Genomic DNA, 17,024 nt, shown 5'->3' on the forward strand with positions numbered 1-17,024 from the left:
CTCAATTTTTTATTTCAACTCTGTCATAGAGCGTATCAACATCATTTTTATACAACATACCCAAATCTTCCCTCAGGCAGTTGGCGGCCCCACAAGCCACGCCGAATTTTGCAATTTCTTCGATAGACATATTATTTTCCACAGAAAAGCAAACCCCTGCTGTAAGGCAATCACCACTTCCAACAGTGCTGATCACCTTATCCAAAATCACCTTTGCATGAATTTGGCTATTATTAAACTTTAGCTCCAAACCTTCTTTTCCTTTCGTCAATGCCAAGCATTCAATTTTCATAAAAGCATCATCACCAAAATCTTTACAGGCTTCCAAGTATTCAGATTCATTTAAATGAAGTCCAAAAACATCCTCTTTCAAGGCATTTTCCAACTGTACCCCTGTACAATCCAGAAAGACTTTTACATTTCCCTGATTCGCCAACTTCACCAATTGCTGACAAGCATCCTGAGGGCTCCCACTTGGCCAAGAACCAGAAATACAAACCATTGAGGCTTTTCGAAGTGAGTTTTTATAATTTTCCAAAAACTCTTGGAAATCAATTTCATTCAATTGCGGACCAGGCTCTAGAATTTCAGTATGATCTGATTCTGATTCTGTTGTGATAAATGTGAAGCATTTTCTAGTAGATCCCTGAATGTCAATCCCTGATAACTTCACTCCCAGATTTGTGCATGATTTTTTTATCCAGCTCCCCGTTGCTCCTGCCCAGATACCCATCAACTCCACATCCGCACCTAGCTCCTGGAGTGCCAATGCAACATGAATCCCTTTACCACCAGGAAATTCCTTTATTTTTTCAATCCTGTTGCTTAAACCCAATTTAATCGAAGGCAAATAAGCAAAAGTATCTATGGACGGGTTTGGACAGACAGTTAAAATCATTTTAATGCTTGTTATAAATTTTCACTCCCTGAACTACCCTAGAAATAGCTCCACTTACAGAAGGACTATCAGGATGAAGACCTAAAGCCAACGATTTGTAAAATCCTAGTAATTGACCAATTAGCGTAGCTACCAACATATTGAAATCACCAACATTACTATCTATAGAGCTATTCGAAACACTCAGGATGGAATCAAAATCATCTTTTTCTTGAATTCCAAAACTAATGGAAGGAATTCCTCTCAGATCCGAGGAAATGCTTTTAGCCAAATCTTTTTCATACTGATATACATGTGCATCATGTGAAAACAGGAATACTACTAAACTCTTTTCGTTCAATACAGCTCTTGGACCATGTCTAAAACCCAAAAATGAGTCATGCTTACAGATAACTTGACCATCAGTCAATTCCTGAAGTTTCAAATGACATTCTCGTGCAATCCCCAATAATGGTCCTGAACCCAAGAATATGACTCTTTCAAAGTCCAAATCAGCTATTTTTTGAAATTTGGAAGGAAAATTATTTAAAATGTATTCAGCATACTTAGAGGCTGATCCAACTTCTTCTTTCTTCAAATTCAATCCCTTCAAATCTGAAATCAGCAACACTGAAAGCAACATTGAAGTAAAACTACCTGTCATTGCCAAGCTTTTATCATTTGCTTCCTCAGGCAATTGCAAGCAGAAAGTATTGGATCTATGTTGCCTCGCATATTCAGCCAACTGACCTTCTTCATTGCAAGTGATGATAAAATGATATAGGTTGCCTGCATGTAAATCAGCAAGTCTCACCGTTTCCACACTTTCAGGACTATTGCCGGACCTAGCAAATGAAATTAAAAGCGTAGGCACATCATCCACGAAAAACAATTCAGGATGGGTTACCAAATCTGTAGTAGCAAGAGCCTGAGTAATTTTCCCTGTATTCTTCTGAACCAAACCTTGTGCTGCTTCACCAATAAATGCCGAAGAGCCAGCACCAGTGAGAATGATTCGGAGGTTGGGGATTTCAAAAATTGGGTCTAAAAATGCTGAAATATGACTTTTGTTTGTGTCAATCAAATTCAATACATCTAACCAAAGATGAGGTTGATGCGCAATTTCCCTTGCGGTTTCTTGTGCACCAACTTTCTCGGCTTTTTGGTGGTCTAAGTTTAAGTAGGTTGTTGATATCATTGTTTTTTGGTTATTCTTTGTCTATTAATTTATATACAACAGCAAAGGCTAGCAGAGATCCAAAGATCAGCGCATACCCAAGATTTGGTTCTCCTAATACTATTTTTCCTATCCCAATCAGTAAGGCATAAATTGCAATAACTCCTATGGCAAAAGAAAAGATAGCTTTTTGGAATCCAAACAGATTCTCATCCACTTCAATCCCAGAATCTTTCTTTGCCAAGGCACGAACTTTAGCCCAACCTCTACCAGGAACTTTTGTGATAGTCAAAAAATTGACTAAAACTTGCTGATCTGTTGGCTTTGAAATGAAAGTTACTAAAACCCAACTAAATGTGGTAACAGCAACACCTATAACCAATTCTATATGAGTAGGTAAAGGATCGAAGTAAAGCTTATGGACAAATGAAAAATACAATGCCACCAAGAAAGAAACGATCATAGCTGTCAGTTCACTTGCCGCATTGATTCTCCACCAATACCATCTCAAAATATACAATAGTCCTGTTCCAGCTCCGATTTGTAGTAGAATGCTAAAGCTTTGCAGCGCATTCTCCAGTTGTAGGGCAATAAGTCCACCCAACAGCATAATAGTGGCGGTAGCAATTCGTCCAACATTCACGAGTGTTTTTTGTGAACTGTTTGGGTTGATGAATCTTTTGTAGAAATCATTGACAACATATGATGCTCCCCAATTTAAATGAGTGGACAAAGTGGACATATACGCTGCCACAAGTGAGGTAACGACCAAGCCCATCAGTCCCACAGGCAAGAAAGATAACATCGCTGGATAGGCTATATCATCTTGGATTATGTTTGAAGCAGTATTGGGAAATGCTGCGCTAATGTCTGATAAATTTGGAAATACAATAATGGAACACAATGCAACGATGATCCATGGCCAAGGCCTGATTGCATAATGCACTATGTTGAAAAGCAAAACTGAGCTAAAGGCATGTTTTTCATTTTTTGCAGCAAGCATTCTTTGGACTACATATCCACCACCACCTGGCTCTGCTCCTGGATACCATACAGACCACCATTGGATAAACAAAGGGATAAAAAAGACCATAACTGCCAATTCCATATTTCCAAAATCTGGCAAAATATTCAATCTTTTGCTTACTTCAGGATTTGCCAATAGATTTTCCATTCCTCCCACTGCAGGATGAGTTACTGCTATATAAGCTGCCGCAATAGCACCTCCAAGAGAAAGTCCAAATTGGATAAAATCTGTCAAAACCACTCCCCTCAAACCTCCTAATGAACTATAAATAACTGTTACGACACCGGAAATCAAAAGTGTTTGTAATGGACTAATCCCCAATAAAATCCCACCAATCTTTATTGCAGCAAGAGAAACTGAGGCGATGATCACGACATTGAAGAAAACTCCTAGATATATAGCGCGGAAACCTCTCAAAAAGGCAGCGATTTTACCACTGTAGCGCATTTCATAAAACTCAATATCAGTCAATACACCTGACCTTTTCCATAGTTTTGCGAAGAAAAAGACGGTCAACATTCCAGTCAACAAAAAACTCCACCAAACCCAATTTCCAGAAATCCCATTTTTACGGACAATATCTGTAACCAAATTTGGGGTATCGGTAGAAAAAGTAGTGGCAACCATAGAGATTCCCAAAAGCCACCAAGACATCGTACCTCCTGCATTGAAATACTCTTCTTGGCTTTTGGAAGCTTTCTTTGCAGTGTACAAGCCAATCGCTAACGAAACTGCAAAAAAGCTAATCAAAATGATCCAATCAATCTGTTGTAAAAGCATTATTCTTTCGAATCTTTATGTTATATATTTTCTTCCTAATTCTTAATTTATAGAGGGATTACTTTATTTTTCCTTAATAAAAGCAATTTACCTTTATATATTTTGAGAAATATGCCCATACAAACTGTTTTGGATATAGACCTCGATCAAAAACCTCATTTTTCCCTGTAATATTCACAGCTTTTGGTGAAAGGTTTCGGAATTTATCGAAATATAAAAACTTTCATTATTATATAAAACGAAATTTAAAAATTTTCATTTTATTTTTTAAATAAAATGAAAAAACCCTGACAAGCGGTAGCTTATCAGGGCTTAAAAAAAAGAGAGATTTAGGTTATTCTACTTCTAAGGAATAAACACCACTTGCACGATTAGATGGGGTAACTATGATATATTTCAACTTGAGAGGCCCTTGCCCATCACCAGGCTTTGGCATCAAAAACTCACCTCTGTACAATTGCGATGTTCTATCAGCAAGATGCCCATCATAAGTGTAATAGATTTTGCTTCCTTTTACACTTGGTGTCATTTTAATTGATTTCTTTCCATCTGCATCCCAAATTTCGATCTTGGCTTCAGGTATTCTAAAATTCACATCTTGATTTTCAAGTTCCGCCAATCGTTTTGGAAGTCTGGAGGTGAAAAACTCATCATAGTCTTTTTTATCTTTGGGCAACCATGCCACTTCAGACAAAGCCAAAAGCCTTGGGAAAACCATGTATTGCATTTTGGAAAATGAAGGCACATATTCTGTCCACATATTCGCTTGTACGCCCAAAACATGCTTTTGCTGCTCTTCAGTAAGTGATTCTGGTCTTGGATAGTAGCTATACACTTTTTCTAAAGGTAACAAGCAACAAATAAACAATGGTTCGTCAGCCTGTGGTCCTTGACCATGATCAATATACATGTGACTATTTGGACTCATGATCACATCATGGTTCATTTTGGCTGCTTCTATTCCGCCAGCTTCACCTCTCCAGCTCATCACGGTAGCATTTGGTGCTAACCCACCTTCCAAAATCTCATCCCAACCAATCAAGTTTCTACCATTCTTATTCAAAAACTTCTCGATTCTTCTTATAAAGAAGCTTTGCAGCTCGTGCTCATCTTTCAATTTGTTCTTCTTGATGAATTCTTGTGCAATCGCAGAAGTTTTCCAATGATCTTTGGGAACTTCATCCCCTCCAATATGGATATATTCACTTGGAAAGATGTCCATCACCTCTGTCAAGACATCTTCCAAAAATTTAAAAGTAGATTCTTTTGGTCCATATATGTTGTAAAGAATTCCCCAATAACCCGGTACTTTCGGGTAAATCTCATTGTTGTATGCATTGCCCTTTGCATCTTTTGCTGCAATACTTCCTTTTTGAACAACACCATCTTTCACCTCAAAACTACCCAACTCAGGATATGCCGCCAATACCGCCGAAGTGTGGCCTGGAAGTTCAATTTCTGGAATTACTGTTATTTTTCTATCGGCAGCATATTGCACTAACTCCCTTGCTTCGTCTTGAGTATAGTAACCCCCATGCTTGATTCCATCATATATAAATGGTTTGAAATTTCCATATTGACCGATAATTGTCTCATCTCTCCATGCTGCGATCTCTGTAAGCTTTGGATACTTTTTGATCTCCAATCTCCAACCCTGATCATCTGTCAAATGCCAATGAAGTTTATTCAATTTGAAATGTGCCATCAAATCTACTATTTGCTTCATTTCGTCAAGCGTCCTGAAATGTCTGCTGACGTCAATCATCAATCCCCTATAACCAAACTCAGGCTTATCGTCAATTTCCAAAACCGGAACTGTCAATTTACCATCGTTTTCTTCGATCAATTGTAACAAAGTCTGAAAAGCATAAAAAACACCAGCTTCTCCCCCTTTTATCTCAATTTTATTTTGATCTATTACCAATTGGTAAGCTTCCGAATCAAGTTCCTTGTCATGATAAACCGAAATAAGCGTGTTGGCTTGTTTTTGGGATAAAACGTTAAGGTTTACACGATATCTATTTTTAAGGTAATCATTGAAAAGTGAAACTGATTTTCTCAGCCCGGTACTTTCGGCAAACACCAAGGAGCCATTTTGAATCTCTATAGAGCCTGTTCCCAAACTTACATTCAATGGATGAGGGATCACCGAAACTGATTCCCGCTGCTGTCCATATGATATGACCGTATTCAAAAAAATAGCCAGCAACCCAGCTATCACAAATTTAAATTCTTTTTTCATCTCAAATATTTATTAGTTATTAAATTGATCTACTTCACGATATGCTTTGATCAATGCTTTTTCTCCTTCTATTCCAGAAGAAGCATTTCCATGCTCCATACCAACTATTCCTTCATAGCCCTTATTGGCTAAAAATTTGAAAACATTTTTATAATTGATCTCACCAGTTCCGGGTTCTTTTCTTCCAGGATTATCACCAACTTGGATATAGGCAATTTCATCCCAGCATTTTTCCATGTTTGGTATTAAGTTACCTTCATTACGCTGCATGTGGTAAGCATCATAAAGGATTTTGCATGCAGGGCTTCCCACAGCTTTGCATATTGCATAGGATTGATCTGAATATCTTAGAAATAGTTCTGGAGTATCACTCAAAGGCTCAAGTACCATGGTCAAACCATGGGGTTCGAAAATTTCAGCACCCCTTTTAAGCGCTTCAATGACATTTCCGGTCTGTATGCCCAAAGGCAAATTTCTTTCATAGAAACCAGGGACTACAGTCATCCACTTTGCATTGACACGTTTGGCAACCTCTACAGATTTCTTACAAGTATTGATAAAATTTTCCAAAAACTCTGACTTTCCTGTAGTCAGCGAAACTTTCCAATTATCTCCGCCATCTACGACAAATACTCCCATGGTCATCTGAAGTCTCTCAAGTGCTTTTGCAATCTTCTCCTGCTCTTCGACTGACCTTCCCAACATCCCATTATCCTCCAGAGATAGAAAACCCTGATCGGCCATAAAATCCAGTTGGGAGATCAGGTCTTTTCCTGCATGATTTTGAAACATCCCAAAATGTGGTGCATAATCCAAATTAAACTTATCCACTTCAGGCGCATTGCTTTCCCCAGCAATCAAATCAAAACCAGTCAACCCACTTATAATTGACCCCAAAGAAACGTTTCTAATGAATTTTCTTCTTTTCATCATAGCCTAAATCACTTTAGTCTTACCTGGTAAAGCAAAAGGATAGAATCCATCAGGGTTTGGGAGGATTTTTGGATCAGCATCCCAAGCCAATTTTTCAGGCATGAGATCCAATTCTGAATTAATAGCATCTTCCCATGAAACAGTTTTTCCAGAATAAGTTGCATACCTTCCCATAATTGCTGTCATGGTACTTTTTGCAGCATTTTCTGCATCTGAGAATTTAAAATCCCCATTGACTATTGCTTCAAAAAGTTCATCGTGTTCCTTCTGATATGGGTTTTTATTTCCTCGTCCATTATGTTCATAAATTTGGTTACCACTGGCATCCCATAGTAATCCTTTATTCCCAGCGCTGAGATATGCTCTTCCTTTTGTTCCCTGAAAAGACTCATCAACCCTATTATGGGCTCCAGGAAAATGCCTGCATTCCCCTAAAATTACGGAACCATCTTCATAGGTATATGTCACTGAGTGATGGTCAAATATCTCTCCGTGATCTTTTCCAGTTCTGATCATCCGACCTCCTGTTCCTTCTGCCTTGACCGGATATCCTCTTTTCACCCAGTTTACTACATCTAAATTATGTACATGCTGCTCCACTATATGGTCACCACAGAGCCAATTGAAATAGTACCAGTTTCTCATTTGGTATTCCATTTCGGTTTGTCCTTCCTCTCTGGGTTTCACCCAAACTCCCCCATCATTCCAATATACTTGTCCTGAAACGATTTCACCTATGGAACCATCATGGATTCTATTGATTGTTTGAATATAATTATCCTGATATCTCCTCTGCAATCCAACCACTACATTAAGCTTTTTACTTTTCGCTTCTTCTGCTGCTTTTAGCACTTTCCTAATCCCCACAGCATCAATTGCCACAGGTTTTTCCATAAAAATCTGTTTATCCTGCTTGACAGCTTCTTCGAAATGGTCAGGGCGAAATCCTGGAGGTGCAGCAAGGATTACAACATCTGCTTCTTTGATAGCGTGCTTGTATGCGTCAAAACCTACAAACTTTCTATCTTCGGGAACATCAACCTTGTCTTTCCCATACTTATCTAAAATAGGCTTGAAACTTTGATCAAGTCTATCTCTGAACGCATCAGCCATGGCCACAAGTTTGATGTTGTACCCTGTTTCGAAAGCTTGGAAAACAGCACCTGTTCCCCTTCCACCGCATCCTATCAAGGCTATTTTGATGGTATCTGTACCCGATGCATATGCACCGGCAAATGAATACGGATTTATCAGGGCACCTCCAGTCAGTAATGCAGAGGTCTTGAGAAAATTTCTTCTTTGGTTCATGGTTTGGTTATTTTAGTAATCTGATATAGGTTGTTTGTTATAATACTGCTCAATTTCTTCAAGTGAAGGGGTTTTTAATGGCCTTACCAAGCGTATCCCCACAAATGGCGCTTCGGGAAACCACCATTTACTTTTCGGGATCTGAGGATCAAGCTGTTTCCATATTGGATCTGACATGAACCTCTTGGCTACTCTTGATTCATTATCAGTACTTTCATAATGTCCTCCCCTGAGTACTCTTGGATACAAGTTTTCAGGATTTTTGACGGGATTTTTGAGAATTCCTTGAGTTATTTCATAAGGTTCATATTGGTCGTATGTCCATTCCATTACATTTCCAATAATATCAAACAGTCCCCATGGATTTGGATTCTTTTTTCCTACTTCATGAGTAGTACCACCACTATTTTCTTCATACCAAGCATAAGATTCGAGTAAACTATTATCATCTCCAAAAAAGAACCTACTCCTCGATCCTGCCCTTGCTGCATACTCCCACTCTGCTTCAGTAGGTAATCTATAAAAAATCCCTGTCTTTTTATATAGCCAATGACAAAATTGGATTGCTCCATATTGGGTCATACCAATTGCAGGTTTGTTCTCCTTGCCCATGCCGAATGTCATATCCAAATAAGGTGTACTCGGTCTGCTAAGGCCATCTACATTTTCTGGCAATGGTTGTGTACTTATTGCTTTTTCATAATCCTTATCCAAAAACATTTCGAAAATATCCCATGTCACTTCATGTGTTCCCATCCAAAATGCATCGATCTCAACTTCTCTTTCTGGTGATTCATCTTCAAAATGTCCCACTTCGCTTTGGGGACTCCCCATCACGTAGCTGCCTTCTGGAATTGGGGTCATGTGAAATGATACTGTAGTATTGGGTATTTCTTGTTGATAAGGTTCAAATTTTTCTGTTTGACTTTTGAATGAAAATGCTAACATCAAAAGAACGAGAGAAATTAATATTGTATATGATTTCTTCATTATCTATGTAGAGGTGATAGTGCTATTGGGAAGGTGATTTGGAATATTCTAGAGCTTAAATATAAAAAAAATACACAAAGATTTGAATGATTTGAAAATTTTTCGAAAGAGTTTAGAAAGTAAAAGAAATTATTCTAAGTTTTTTAAGAGAATAATTAAACAATCTGTCTATCCGCTTTTAGAACTGCTGCTATTTTTATTTGTGCCATTAGAGACTCTTGAGCTATGGAGGATTCTACTTTAGAGTGTCCAAAGAAAAATTAACCTTCTTCTAGAAGTAGTTACGACGATTGATGACAAGAAAACAAATATGCTAAAAAATGAAATGTACTTAAATAAAAAAAATTATATTTTTAAATTTAAAAACACATTAATTTATTAAAATATATTTTTTATAAACACTAACATTCAATGTATTATGACATTTTTTGACTTTTTTTAAACATTTATTGTAGCGTTTTGAGTAATGCTGTCGTATTGGCTTCGTGAGCGTTCCACAAACATTTTACAAACCAAACTAAAAAGGATTATGAAGAATTTACTAAGAAAACTACCAACATTATTAATAGCCGCATTTGTTGTACTCAATTTCAGTAGCTGTAATGATGATGAAAACCCATGTACCGATGAAAATCTTGTTTCGTTTAAAGTAATGGTAAATGACGCTGAAGGCAATAATGTGTTTGGAGAAGAAAGCGAATGGGATTCTGAGGATGTGATAATTACATATCTCAATTCAGAAAATGAGCTTGAAACTGCTACTATAGAAGTAAAGTTAGATTCAGATGATGCAATTTATTTTGAATCTTCTAAGTTAACCGAACTAAGCCTTGATGGAATTTTGGATTTCTCTTTAGTTCTTGACGAGGAAAACAGTATTGCTTTTGAATACATCGTCACTGAAGTTAGTGGAACAGATTGTCTAGCTTTCGAATATGCTGCAAATGATGTAGAAGGAGAAAGCTTAGAAACCACTGGATCTACACCTACCATCTATGTGTTAACTTTTGAGTCTATTGAGGAATAATCATTGTGATTTTACTTTAAAAACTATGGAACACTACTCACATGAAGTGAAATCAAATTGATAAATTTCTGATATCTTATCAAAAACAAAATAGAGGCTCAAAAAGAGCCTCTATTTTTTTGCTCGGCATTGTTCTTGTGATAATAAAAAAAAGACATAAAATTCTATGAGTCGATTAATAATCAGTTGTTTTATTCTAGCCTTGACATTTTCATCATGCAGCCAAAAAGCAACTCAGGTAGGGAAAGCATCATACTATAATGATAAGTATCATGGAAAAGCTACTTCAAGTGGAGAGAAGTACAGAAAAAACAAATTGACAGCAGCACATAAAACATTACCTTTTGGGACAAAAGTGAAAGTCATCAATCAAACTAATGGTAAGAAAGTTACAGTACGGATCAATGACAGAGGTCCTTTTGTAAGTGGAAGGATTATAGACTTATCAAAAAGAGCCGCAAAACAAATAGACTTAATAGATGCAGGCGTAGCTGATGTAAAAATAAAATACAAAAAATAATGAAGTAGGATTGCTTATCTTTGCCGCATGACAAATCACACGGAAGCGACCCAAGAAATACTCAATCACCTTCAGATAAATGCCCTCAATGAAATGCAGTTGGATTTCATTGACAAAGCAAAGCAACATGACAACCTTATGCTTCTGGCTCCTACTGGATCTGGTAAGACTTTGGCATATCTTTTTCCACTTTTAGATTTCCTGCAATCAGATCTCAGGGCCGTACAAGCACTGATAATTGTGCCGTCCAGAGAATTGGCCATACAAATTGAGCAAGTTTTCAAAAGTATGAAAACTGCTTTCAAGGTAAGCACTTGCTATGGTGGCCATTCTATGAAGATAGAGCAAAACAGTCTAGCAGAAGGACCTGCTGTTGTGATAGGAACTCCCGGTAGATTGAAAGATCATTTTGAGAGAGATTCCTTTGACCCAAGTGCCATAAAAGTTGTGATTTTGGACGAATTTGACAAATCCCTACAGCTTGGTTTTCATGATCAAATCAGGAATATCCTAAGACCGTTGTCTAATCCACTTAAATATTTTCTGACATCAGCGACCAAAATGGACAGACTTCCAGAGTTTATCCCTTTCAGTGACCCTGAAACAGTCAACTACTTACAAGACGAAGACGATTCGAAGCTAGAACTTAAACTGGTAAATACACCAAGCATTGAGAAAGCTGAAACTTTGATGCGCTTGGTTGCAGAGTTCAACAACGAGGCCTGCATTGTATTTTGTAATCACAGGGATGCTGTAGATAGGATAAGCACTTTATTGACTGATTTTGATTTTCCCCATGGAATTTTACACGGAGGAATGGAGCAGATTGATCGAGAAAAAAATCTGATCAAATTTAGATCTGGCGCACATAACCTACTGATAGCGACAGATTTGGCTTCCAGAGGTCTTGATATACCTGAAATCAAGCACGTAGTACATTACCAGCTTCCTCCAAAGGTAGAAGCATTTACCCATAGAAATGGCCGAACCGCAAGAATGCATGCTGAAGGTCAAGGTTATTTGATTTTGGCAAATGACGAAATGCTTCCTGAGTATATCGACAAAGAAGTAGAAGAAATTTATCCTTCACAAAATTTTATCAGTCCAGAGCTCCCTGCCTACGAGTGTCTGTACATTAGTGCTGGAAAAAAGGACAAAATAAGCAAAGGAGATATTGTAGGTCTTTTGACCAAAAAGGGTGGACTTGATGGAAAAGATATTGGAGTCATCAGTATATTGGATTTTTCGGCTTATGTCGCTGTCAAAAGAGAATTGGCAGAGAAAGTCCTCAGAAAAGTAAATCAAGAAAAATTGAAAAAAATCAAAGTCAAAATAGCAATTGCAAACTAAAAACAGAGCCCCAAAAATTAATTTTCTTGGGGCTCTTTTTCTAAAGTAATTTAAAATTTTTCAAGGTCAATTTGCAGGTAAAACTTTTGCACTTACTTCACCAAAACCCACTCTGATTCCATCTTTTTCACTGAAGCCTTTCATGATGACGGTATCTCCATCTTCGATAAACTTCCGCTCTTCACCATCTTCCAACTGAACAGGTTTGGTTCCTTTCCAAGACAACTCCAGCATAGAGCCGTAACTATCTTCTGTGGATCCCGAAATAGTACCTGAAGCATACATGTCACCGACATTGATATTACAGCCATTGACAGTGTGATGGGCTAGTTGCTGGGCTATATTCCAGTACATGTATTTGTAATTTGTCTTGCAGACTTTATTTAGGTTTTTACCTTCAGGTTGAATATATGCTTCTAGTGTAATATCAAAAGCATGATCCTTTTCGCATTGCAAATATGGAAGCACTTCCTGATCTTGTTTTGGACCAGCGATTCTTACATATTCCAAAGCTTCCAAAGTCACAATCCAAGGTGAAATGCTTGAAGCGAAATTTTTTCCAAGAAATGGCCCTAGTGGTACATATTCCCAAGCTTGAATATCTCTTGCTGACCAATCATTGAAAAGAACAAAACCAAAAATATAATCCTCTGCATCTGCTGTTTTGATAGAATCGCCCATTTTGGTGGCTCTCCCTGTGATAAATGCTAATTCAACTTCAAAATCCAACCTTCTGCTCGGGCCAAATTCGGGCGATTCCATATTTGGGTCTTTGAATTGTCCTTTGGGACGAGTGATTGGTATACCAGAAGGAATGATAGATGATGCCCGTCCATGATATCCAACAGGTAGGTGTTTCCAGTTAGGTAAAAGTGCATTATCCGGATCTCTAAACATCGTGCCCACATTGGTGGCATGTTCGATACTGCTATAAAAATCTGTGTAATCCCCAATCTTTACAGGAAGATGCATGATCGCTTCTTTTCGATTGACCATTGCCTTTCCCCTACATTGATGTTCTTTTAAATTTTCATTTTCTTCTTCCAAAAGATCCTGCACTCGCTCCCTAACTTTGCGGGTCACTGATTTACCTAGCGCTATGAAATCATTGAGTGCATCTCTGAGGAAGATATCGTTTGGTAATTGGGTAATATCTGAGAAAAAACCTTCGTCATGAAGCACCGAAAGATCAACAATTTTGTCACCAATTGCTATTCCTGCTCTAGCAGAAATTCTTTTGGTTTCAAATATTCCAAAAGGCAGGTTGTAAATAGTGAAATCTGAATTTTTTGGTACTGCTACCCAGCTAGTTTTGGGTATAATATTTTGGTTACTCATTATCAAAAATTTGTTTCTGAGACAAAGTTAATATTTAATACCACAAGTTAAAAAATGAAGGCAAAATTCATTGAAATAGTAAAATTATTAAAGATTAAACATAAAAAATCAATGTGAAAACAGGCTTTGTCAAGTCATTTTTAAGAGGAACTCCTTCTATTTCCTTGACATTTTTTAGAACAATATTTGACTTCATTCCAATTCTTTTCCCACTTCTTTCTCCAAGAAAATGGTCTGTTGCAAACTATGCAAATTTTTGAAGGTAAATGTTCCTTTTTCATTTCTTACTAACTTAAAGAAACTGAAAAGTGTTTACCTCAATTTGTCATTGTTTTGATGCCTATCCTTATCTCTAATATTTTTCTTTTCAAAGTTTTTTTCTAGCGCTTCCGTCAGGTTCACCCCTGTTTGATTGGCAAGGCAGATCAACACCCAAAGCACATCTGCCATCTCATCAGCCAAATCCCCACCTTTATCCGATTCTTTGTAAGACTGCTCTCCATACTTTCGTGCCATAATCCTGGCAAGCTCCCCTACTTCTTCCATCAGAATTGACATATTTGTCAATTCACCAAAATACCTTACCCCTACGGTTTTTATCCAGTGATCTACATCCTTTTGGGCTTGTTCTATTGTGATTTGTTTTGAATTCAAATTCATAAGTTCAATTGCTAAATTCTATTTTGGCTATCAATATTTATTGTGACAGGACCGTCATTGATCAGTGCTACTTTCATATCTGCCCCAAAAATCCCAGTCTGAATAGGTTTACCCAATTCTTTTTGCAAAGCTTCTATGAACTTCTCGTACATAGGAATTGCAAAATCTGGTTTCGAAGCTTTGATATATGAAGGTCTATTGCCTTTTTTTGTACTTGCATGCAATGTAAACTGGGAAATCAAAAGGATATCTCCTTCAATGTCCAAAACACTTTTGTTCATGACTTCATTAGAATCTGGAAAAATCCTCAAATTGACAATTTTCTTAGATAACCAATCTATATCTTCCTGTTTGTCAGCATCCTCAATTCCAAGAAGTACTAAAAGACCCTTTCCAATTTCTCCACAAATTTTCCCATCTACCTTAACTGAAGATTCTAAGACTCTTTGTATCACTACAATCATAACTTAAAACGCTTGCATTTCTTTTGATTGAACTACTTCAACTTTTACATTCTTCGCTTCATTTGCATGAAAAATCATGGCTTTGGCGACCTTATAATCATAGATAGGCCTGATGCTATTCAAAATCTTCAGCCAAGAAATTGGCTTGGACAAAATCTTCGCGACTTCTTCTCCTAGTCGAAATTCAGAACGCGAGCCTAAAAGTAATGAAGGTTGGAAAATGCCCAAATAATCAAAATGAATTACCTTTAGGTCTTCTTCAATTTCACCTTTGACACTGTTATAATAAATCTTAGATTGTGGATTAGCAGACATAGCGCTAACATACATAAATCTCTTTGCCCCTAATTCAAAAACCCATTTTGCAAAATTGAAAACAAAATCATGGTCGACCATGTAAAATTTCTCCTTTGATCCTGCCGCTTTGATGGTAGTCCCTAAAGCACAAAATGCATGGATATCAACTTTTTTATCTTTTATAGCCTGGACTATGGGGAAAACAATACCCCCCAAATCAGCATCTCTTAATTTACTTTCCCAATCCAAATTGATGATTTCTTTAAAATCCACTTCCAACTGAATCAATTTGTCATGTTTTAAAGCTAAAGTTCTTCTGCCAACGGAAATGACCGTATCATATGTGGATCCCTTCAGTAACTCGTGTAAAAGTTGCATTCCAATCAATCCAGATGTTCCGGAAATTATCGCTAGTTTATTCATTTTTTTTATGTTTTTCTTAATTTATTTAAGCTGCGTTTTTTCCCAAGCTTCAAAATCTTCAATTTCATTCTTCAATAAATTAAAAATAGCGATTACAACTGACACGTCGTCTGCAAAACCTATGAATGGTAGGAAATCAGGAATAATATCTATTGGCATTACAAAATACAACAGTCCTAAGACCAATAGTCCGAGTGTTTTTGTAGATAACTTGTGTGTACCATTTTTATGGGCATTTATCATCCTTTTGAAAACCATTATCGGTTCTATCACCGTTTTTACATTTGGATGGTTTGAAAGGTCTTTGATTCTACTAGATGTTTTTTGAAGTAAATCTTTTAGCTTACTCTCCTCTCCGGCAATGATTTCTGCTTTTTCCAAATAAAGCATTCTTGCTTTTTGGTAAAAACTTATTGATTTATCTTTTATCGAAGCCATGATTTTGAATTAAAAGTAAATTCTTATTTCTGATTTGACCTTAGATAGGGCAATTTGAATGCCATCATTTCTCTCATCCAAAGTTCTTTGGAAGATTCTTTTTGCCAAATCAATTCCTCTTGCTTCCTCATTCATATCTTGAAACGAAGAATTTACTATCGTGACTACTCCTTCAACAGCACGCTTTACAGACTCCCATGTTTCATCAGAAAAATATACTTGTTGGGACAAATTATGGTTAAACTCCTCCCTCACTTCATGAAGCAATTGGGTATGTAAATCCCTTGCCGAAAATTCGGCTTGATTAACTCTTCTTACTAGGTTATTTGGTGTAATTCTTTCCAGCAATAAGCAAAGCCTTTCACCAGCTTGAAGACGAATTGGCAATATGGTCTGTGTATTTTGAGTTTTAAGGCTGACGAGTAACTTTTCTCTTTCTTTGTTTAAAAAAGAGATTACAGTGAGATACATTCCATAAATCACCAAAGCAGCAGGCAGTACTATTTTTAAAAGATCAGCGACGAAATCCATGTTGAAAGTTTGATTGAGACGTGAATATCTGAAATATATAACGTTTTAGAACAAAAAAAGACCATGAATGGATTCATGATCTTTATAAATTACTTGTAAGTTGATCAATATTAAGCTAATACCTTGCTAGAAACATTGTTAATTTCAAACAATACTTTGTTAAAATCCGAGTAATTTATTTCCTTGATCATCATTATCAAAGTATTTGCAAATTCTTGTTTGCACATTTGAACACAATAGTCGTTTTGTTCCTCTGTACACCTACAGATCCTTTTTTCATCAAAAATACGCATTAATTCTTCCTTGTTTTTGGCTCTGACCAATAGTTGATCATGATTAATTTCATTCGTCACAATTGTAAAAATGCCGTGGAGAGATTCTATTACCATGCTTTTATAATATTTCGTTCAAATTCAGATATTATTATATAAAATTAAGTTTTCAATCACATTTCAAAGCTTTTGTAATTTAACAATTCGCCTTAAAAAAAACTTACCTTGTGTATCCTTAGACAATGGTAAAATTAAGCAACTTAAATACTCCAAAAAATACCCACTAGTTGGTATTTTTCATGATTTTCAACTTTTTTTTAACTCGTTTGGCTAAAATTATAATTACGCCATATTTTACCAATAGTTAATT

17 protein-coding genes are annotated in these 17,024 nt (G+C 36.7%); 3 read left to right on the plus strand and 14 right to left on the minus strand.

Annotated elements, in window-relative coordinates:
• Window position 1 precedes the first annotated feature (1 nt).
• The 7 genes from MM213_RS00745 to MM213_RS00775 form a co-directional block, all read right to left on the minus strand.
• On the minus strand, window positions 2-898 hold the full coding sequence (locus MM213_RS00745) for a 1-phosphofructokinase family hexose kinase (protein WP_241409380.1): 897 nt from the start codon (window positions 896-898) through the stop codon (window positions 2-4).
• 1 nt (window position 899) lies between these two features.
• On the minus strand, window positions 900-2,075 hold the full coding sequence (locus MM213_RS00750; protein ID WP_241409382.1) for an SIS domain-containing protein: 1,176 nt from the start codon (window positions 2,073-2,075) through the stop codon (window positions 900-902).
• A 10-nt stretch (window positions 2,076-2,085) separates the two neighbouring features.
• Entirely contained in the window at window positions 2,086-3,861 is a 1,776-nt protein-coding gene (locus MM213_RS00755; RefSeq protein WP_241409383.1) for a sodium:solute symporter family protein, read from the minus strand.
• Window positions 3,862-4,195: 334 nt separating this feature from the next.
• Window positions 4,196-6,103, minus strand: coding sequence for a beta-N-acetylhexosaminidase (locus MM213_RS00760; RefSeq protein ID WP_241409385.1), 1,908 nt, complete (start codon window positions 6,101-6,103; stop codon window positions 4,196-4,198).
• 12 nt (window positions 6,104-6,115) lie between these two features.
• Window positions 6,116-7,033, minus strand: coding sequence for a hydroxypyruvate isomerase family protein (locus MM213_RS00765; RefSeq protein WP_241409785.1), 918 nt, complete (start codon window positions 7,031-7,033; stop codon window positions 6,116-6,118).
• A gap of 6 nt (window positions 7,034-7,039) precedes the next feature.
• Window positions 7,040-8,344 carry a Gfo/Idh/MocA family protein gene (locus MM213_RS00770; protein ID WP_241409387.1) on the minus strand — a complete coding sequence of 435 codons (1,305 nt, stop codon included), beginning with the start codon at window positions 8,342-8,344 and terminating at the stop codon, window positions 7,040-7,042.
• A 12-nt stretch (window positions 8,345-8,356) separates the two neighbouring features.
• Window positions 8,357-9,334, minus strand: a complete 978-nt coding sequence (locus MM213_RS00775; protein WP_241409390.1) for a formylglycine-generating enzyme family protein — start codon at window positions 9,332-9,334, stop codon at window positions 8,357-8,359.
• A gap of 529 nt (window positions 9,335-9,863) precedes the next feature.
• Between MM213_RS00775 and MM213_RS00780 the strand changes: the two genes are divergently transcribed.
• From MM213_RS00780 to MM213_RS00790, 3 genes are all read left to right on the plus strand, one after another.
• Window positions 9,864-10,361, plus strand: coding sequence for a hypothetical protein (locus tag MM213_RS00780; protein ID WP_241409392.1), 498 nt, complete (start codon window positions 9,864-9,866; stop codon window positions 10,359-10,361).
• 166 nt (window positions 10,362-10,527) lie between these two features.
• Entirely contained in the window at window positions 10,528-10,881 is a 354-nt protein-coding gene (locus MM213_RS00785) for a septal ring lytic transglycosylase RlpA family protein (protein WP_241409393.1), read from the plus strand.
• 27 nt (window positions 10,882-10,908) lie between these two features.
• Complete coding sequence (locus MM213_RS00790) at window positions 10,909-12,231, plus strand: DEAD/DEAH box helicase (protein ID WP_241409394.1); 1,323 nt, start codon at window positions 10,909-10,911, stop codon at window positions 12,229-12,231.
• Window positions 12,232-12,297: 66 nt separating this feature from the next.
• Here the strand turns inward: MM213_RS00790 and fahA are convergent, their stop codons facing one another.
• The 7 genes from fahA to MM213_RS00825 form a co-directional block, all read right to left on the minus strand.
• Complete coding sequence (gene fahA / locus MM213_RS00795) at window positions 12,298-13,569, minus strand: fumarylacetoacetase (RefSeq protein WP_241409395.1); 1,272 nt, start codon at window positions 13,567-13,569, stop codon at window positions 12,298-12,300.
• Between the two features lie 140 nt (window positions 13,570-13,709).
• On the minus strand, window positions 13,710-13,850 hold the full coding sequence (locus tag MM213_RS00800) for a DUF2256 domain-containing protein (RefSeq protein WP_241409396.1): 141 nt from the start codon (window positions 13,848-13,850) through the stop codon (window positions 13,710-13,712).
• A gap of 31 nt (window positions 13,851-13,881) precedes the next feature.
• Window positions 13,882-14,229, minus strand: a complete 348-nt coding sequence (locus tag MM213_RS00805; protein WP_241409398.1) for a nucleotide pyrophosphohydrolase — start codon at window positions 14,227-14,229, stop codon at window positions 13,882-13,884.
• A gap of 11 nt (window positions 14,230-14,240) precedes the next feature.
• Window positions 14,241-14,693 carry a D-aminoacyl-tRNA deacylase gene (gene dtd / locus MM213_RS00810; RefSeq protein WP_241409399.1) on the minus strand — a complete coding sequence of 151 codons (453 nt, stop codon included), beginning with the start codon at window positions 14,691-14,693 and terminating at the stop codon, window positions 14,241-14,243.
• Window positions 14,694-14,696: 3 nt separating this feature from the next.
• Window positions 14,697-15,413, minus strand: a complete 717-nt coding sequence (locus tag MM213_RS00815) for an NAD-dependent epimerase/dehydratase family protein (protein WP_241409400.1) — start codon at window positions 15,411-15,413, stop codon at window positions 14,697-14,699.
• Window positions 15,414-15,434: 21 nt separating this feature from the next.
• Window positions 15,435-15,851, minus strand: coding sequence for a YkvA family protein (locus MM213_RS00820; protein WP_241409401.1), 417 nt, complete (start codon window positions 15,849-15,851; stop codon window positions 15,435-15,437).
• A gap of 9 nt (window positions 15,852-15,860) precedes the next feature.
• A complete protein-coding gene (locus MM213_RS00825; protein WP_241409402.1) occupies window positions 15,861-16,382 on the minus strand; it encodes a DUF7935 family protein in 522 nt (173 codons plus the stop codon).
• Window positions 16,383-17,024: the final 642 nt, after the last annotated feature.

Origin of the sequence: Belliella alkalica, from assembly GCF_022549785.1 — a bacterium.
Lineage (GTDB): Bacteria > Bacteroidota > Bacteroidia > Cytophagales > Cyclobacteriaceae > Belliella > Belliella alkalica.

What these genes read in the sequence shown, in the direction of transcription:
- MM213_RS00745 (WP_241409380.1), bottom strand. Translation starts at nt 898, where the DNA reads ATGATTTTAACTGTCTGTCCAAACCCGTCCATAGATACTTTTGCTTAT.
- MM213_RS00750 (WP_241409382.1), bottom strand. Translation starts at nt 2,075, where the DNA reads ATGATATCAACAACCTACTTAAACTTAGACCACCAAAAAGCCGAGAAA.
- MM213_RS00755 (WP_241409383.1), bottom strand. Translation starts at nt 3,861, where the DNA reads ATGCTTTTACAACAGATTGATTGGATCATTTTGATTAGCTTTTTTGCA.
- MM213_RS00760 (WP_241409385.1), bottom strand. Translation starts at nt 6,103, where the DNA reads ATGAAAAAAGAATTTAAATTTGTGATAGCTGGGTTGCTGGCTATTTTT.
- MM213_RS00765 (WP_241409785.1), bottom strand. Translation starts at nt 7,033, where the DNA reads ATGAAAAGAAGAAAATTCATTAGAAACGTTTCTTTGGGGTCAATTATA.
- MM213_RS00770 (WP_241409387.1), bottom strand. Translation starts at nt 8,344, where the DNA reads ATGAACCAAAGAAGAAATTTTCTCAAGACCTCTGCATTACTGACTGGA.
- MM213_RS00775 (WP_241409390.1), bottom strand. Translation starts at nt 9,334, where the DNA reads ATGAAGAAATCATATACAATATTAATTTCTCTCGTTCTTTTGATGTTA.
- MM213_RS00780 (WP_241409392.1), top strand. Translation starts at nt 9,864, where the DNA reads ATGAAGAATTTACTAAGAAAACTACCAACATTATTAATAGCCGCATTT.
- MM213_RS00785 (WP_241409393.1), top strand. Translation starts at nt 10,528, where the DNA reads ATGAGTCGATTAATAATCAGTTGTTTTATTCTAGCCTTGACATTTTCA.
- MM213_RS00790 (WP_241409394.1), top strand. Translation starts at nt 10,909, where the DNA reads ATGACAAATCACACGGAAGCGACCCAAGAAATACTCAATCACCTTCAG.
- fahA (WP_241409395.1), bottom strand. Translation starts at nt 13,569, where the DNA reads ATGAGTAACCAAAATATTATACCCAAAACTAGCTGGGTAGCAGTACCA.
- MM213_RS00800 (WP_241409396.1), bottom strand. Translation starts at nt 13,850, where the DNA reads ATGAAAAAGGAACATTTACCTTCAAAAATTTGCATAGTTTGCAACAGA.
- MM213_RS00805 (WP_241409398.1), bottom strand. Translation starts at nt 14,229, where the DNA reads ATGAATTTGAATTCAAAACAAATCACAATAGAACAAGCCCAAAAGGAT.
- dtd (WP_241409399.1), bottom strand. Translation starts at nt 14,693, where the DNA reads ATGATTGTAGTGATACAAAGAGTCTTAGAATCTTCAGTTAAGGTAGAT.
- MM213_RS00815 (WP_241409400.1), bottom strand. Translation starts at nt 15,413, where the DNA reads ATGAATAAACTAGCGATAATTTCCGGAACATCTGGATTGATTGGAATG.
- MM213_RS00820 (WP_241409401.1), bottom strand. Translation starts at nt 15,851, where the DNA reads ATGGCTTCGATAAAAGATAAATCAATAAGTTTTTACCAAAAAGCAAGA.
- MM213_RS00825 (WP_241409402.1), bottom strand. Translation starts at nt 16,382, where the DNA reads ATGGATTTCGTCGCTGATCTTTTAAAAATAGTACTGCCTGCTGCTTTG.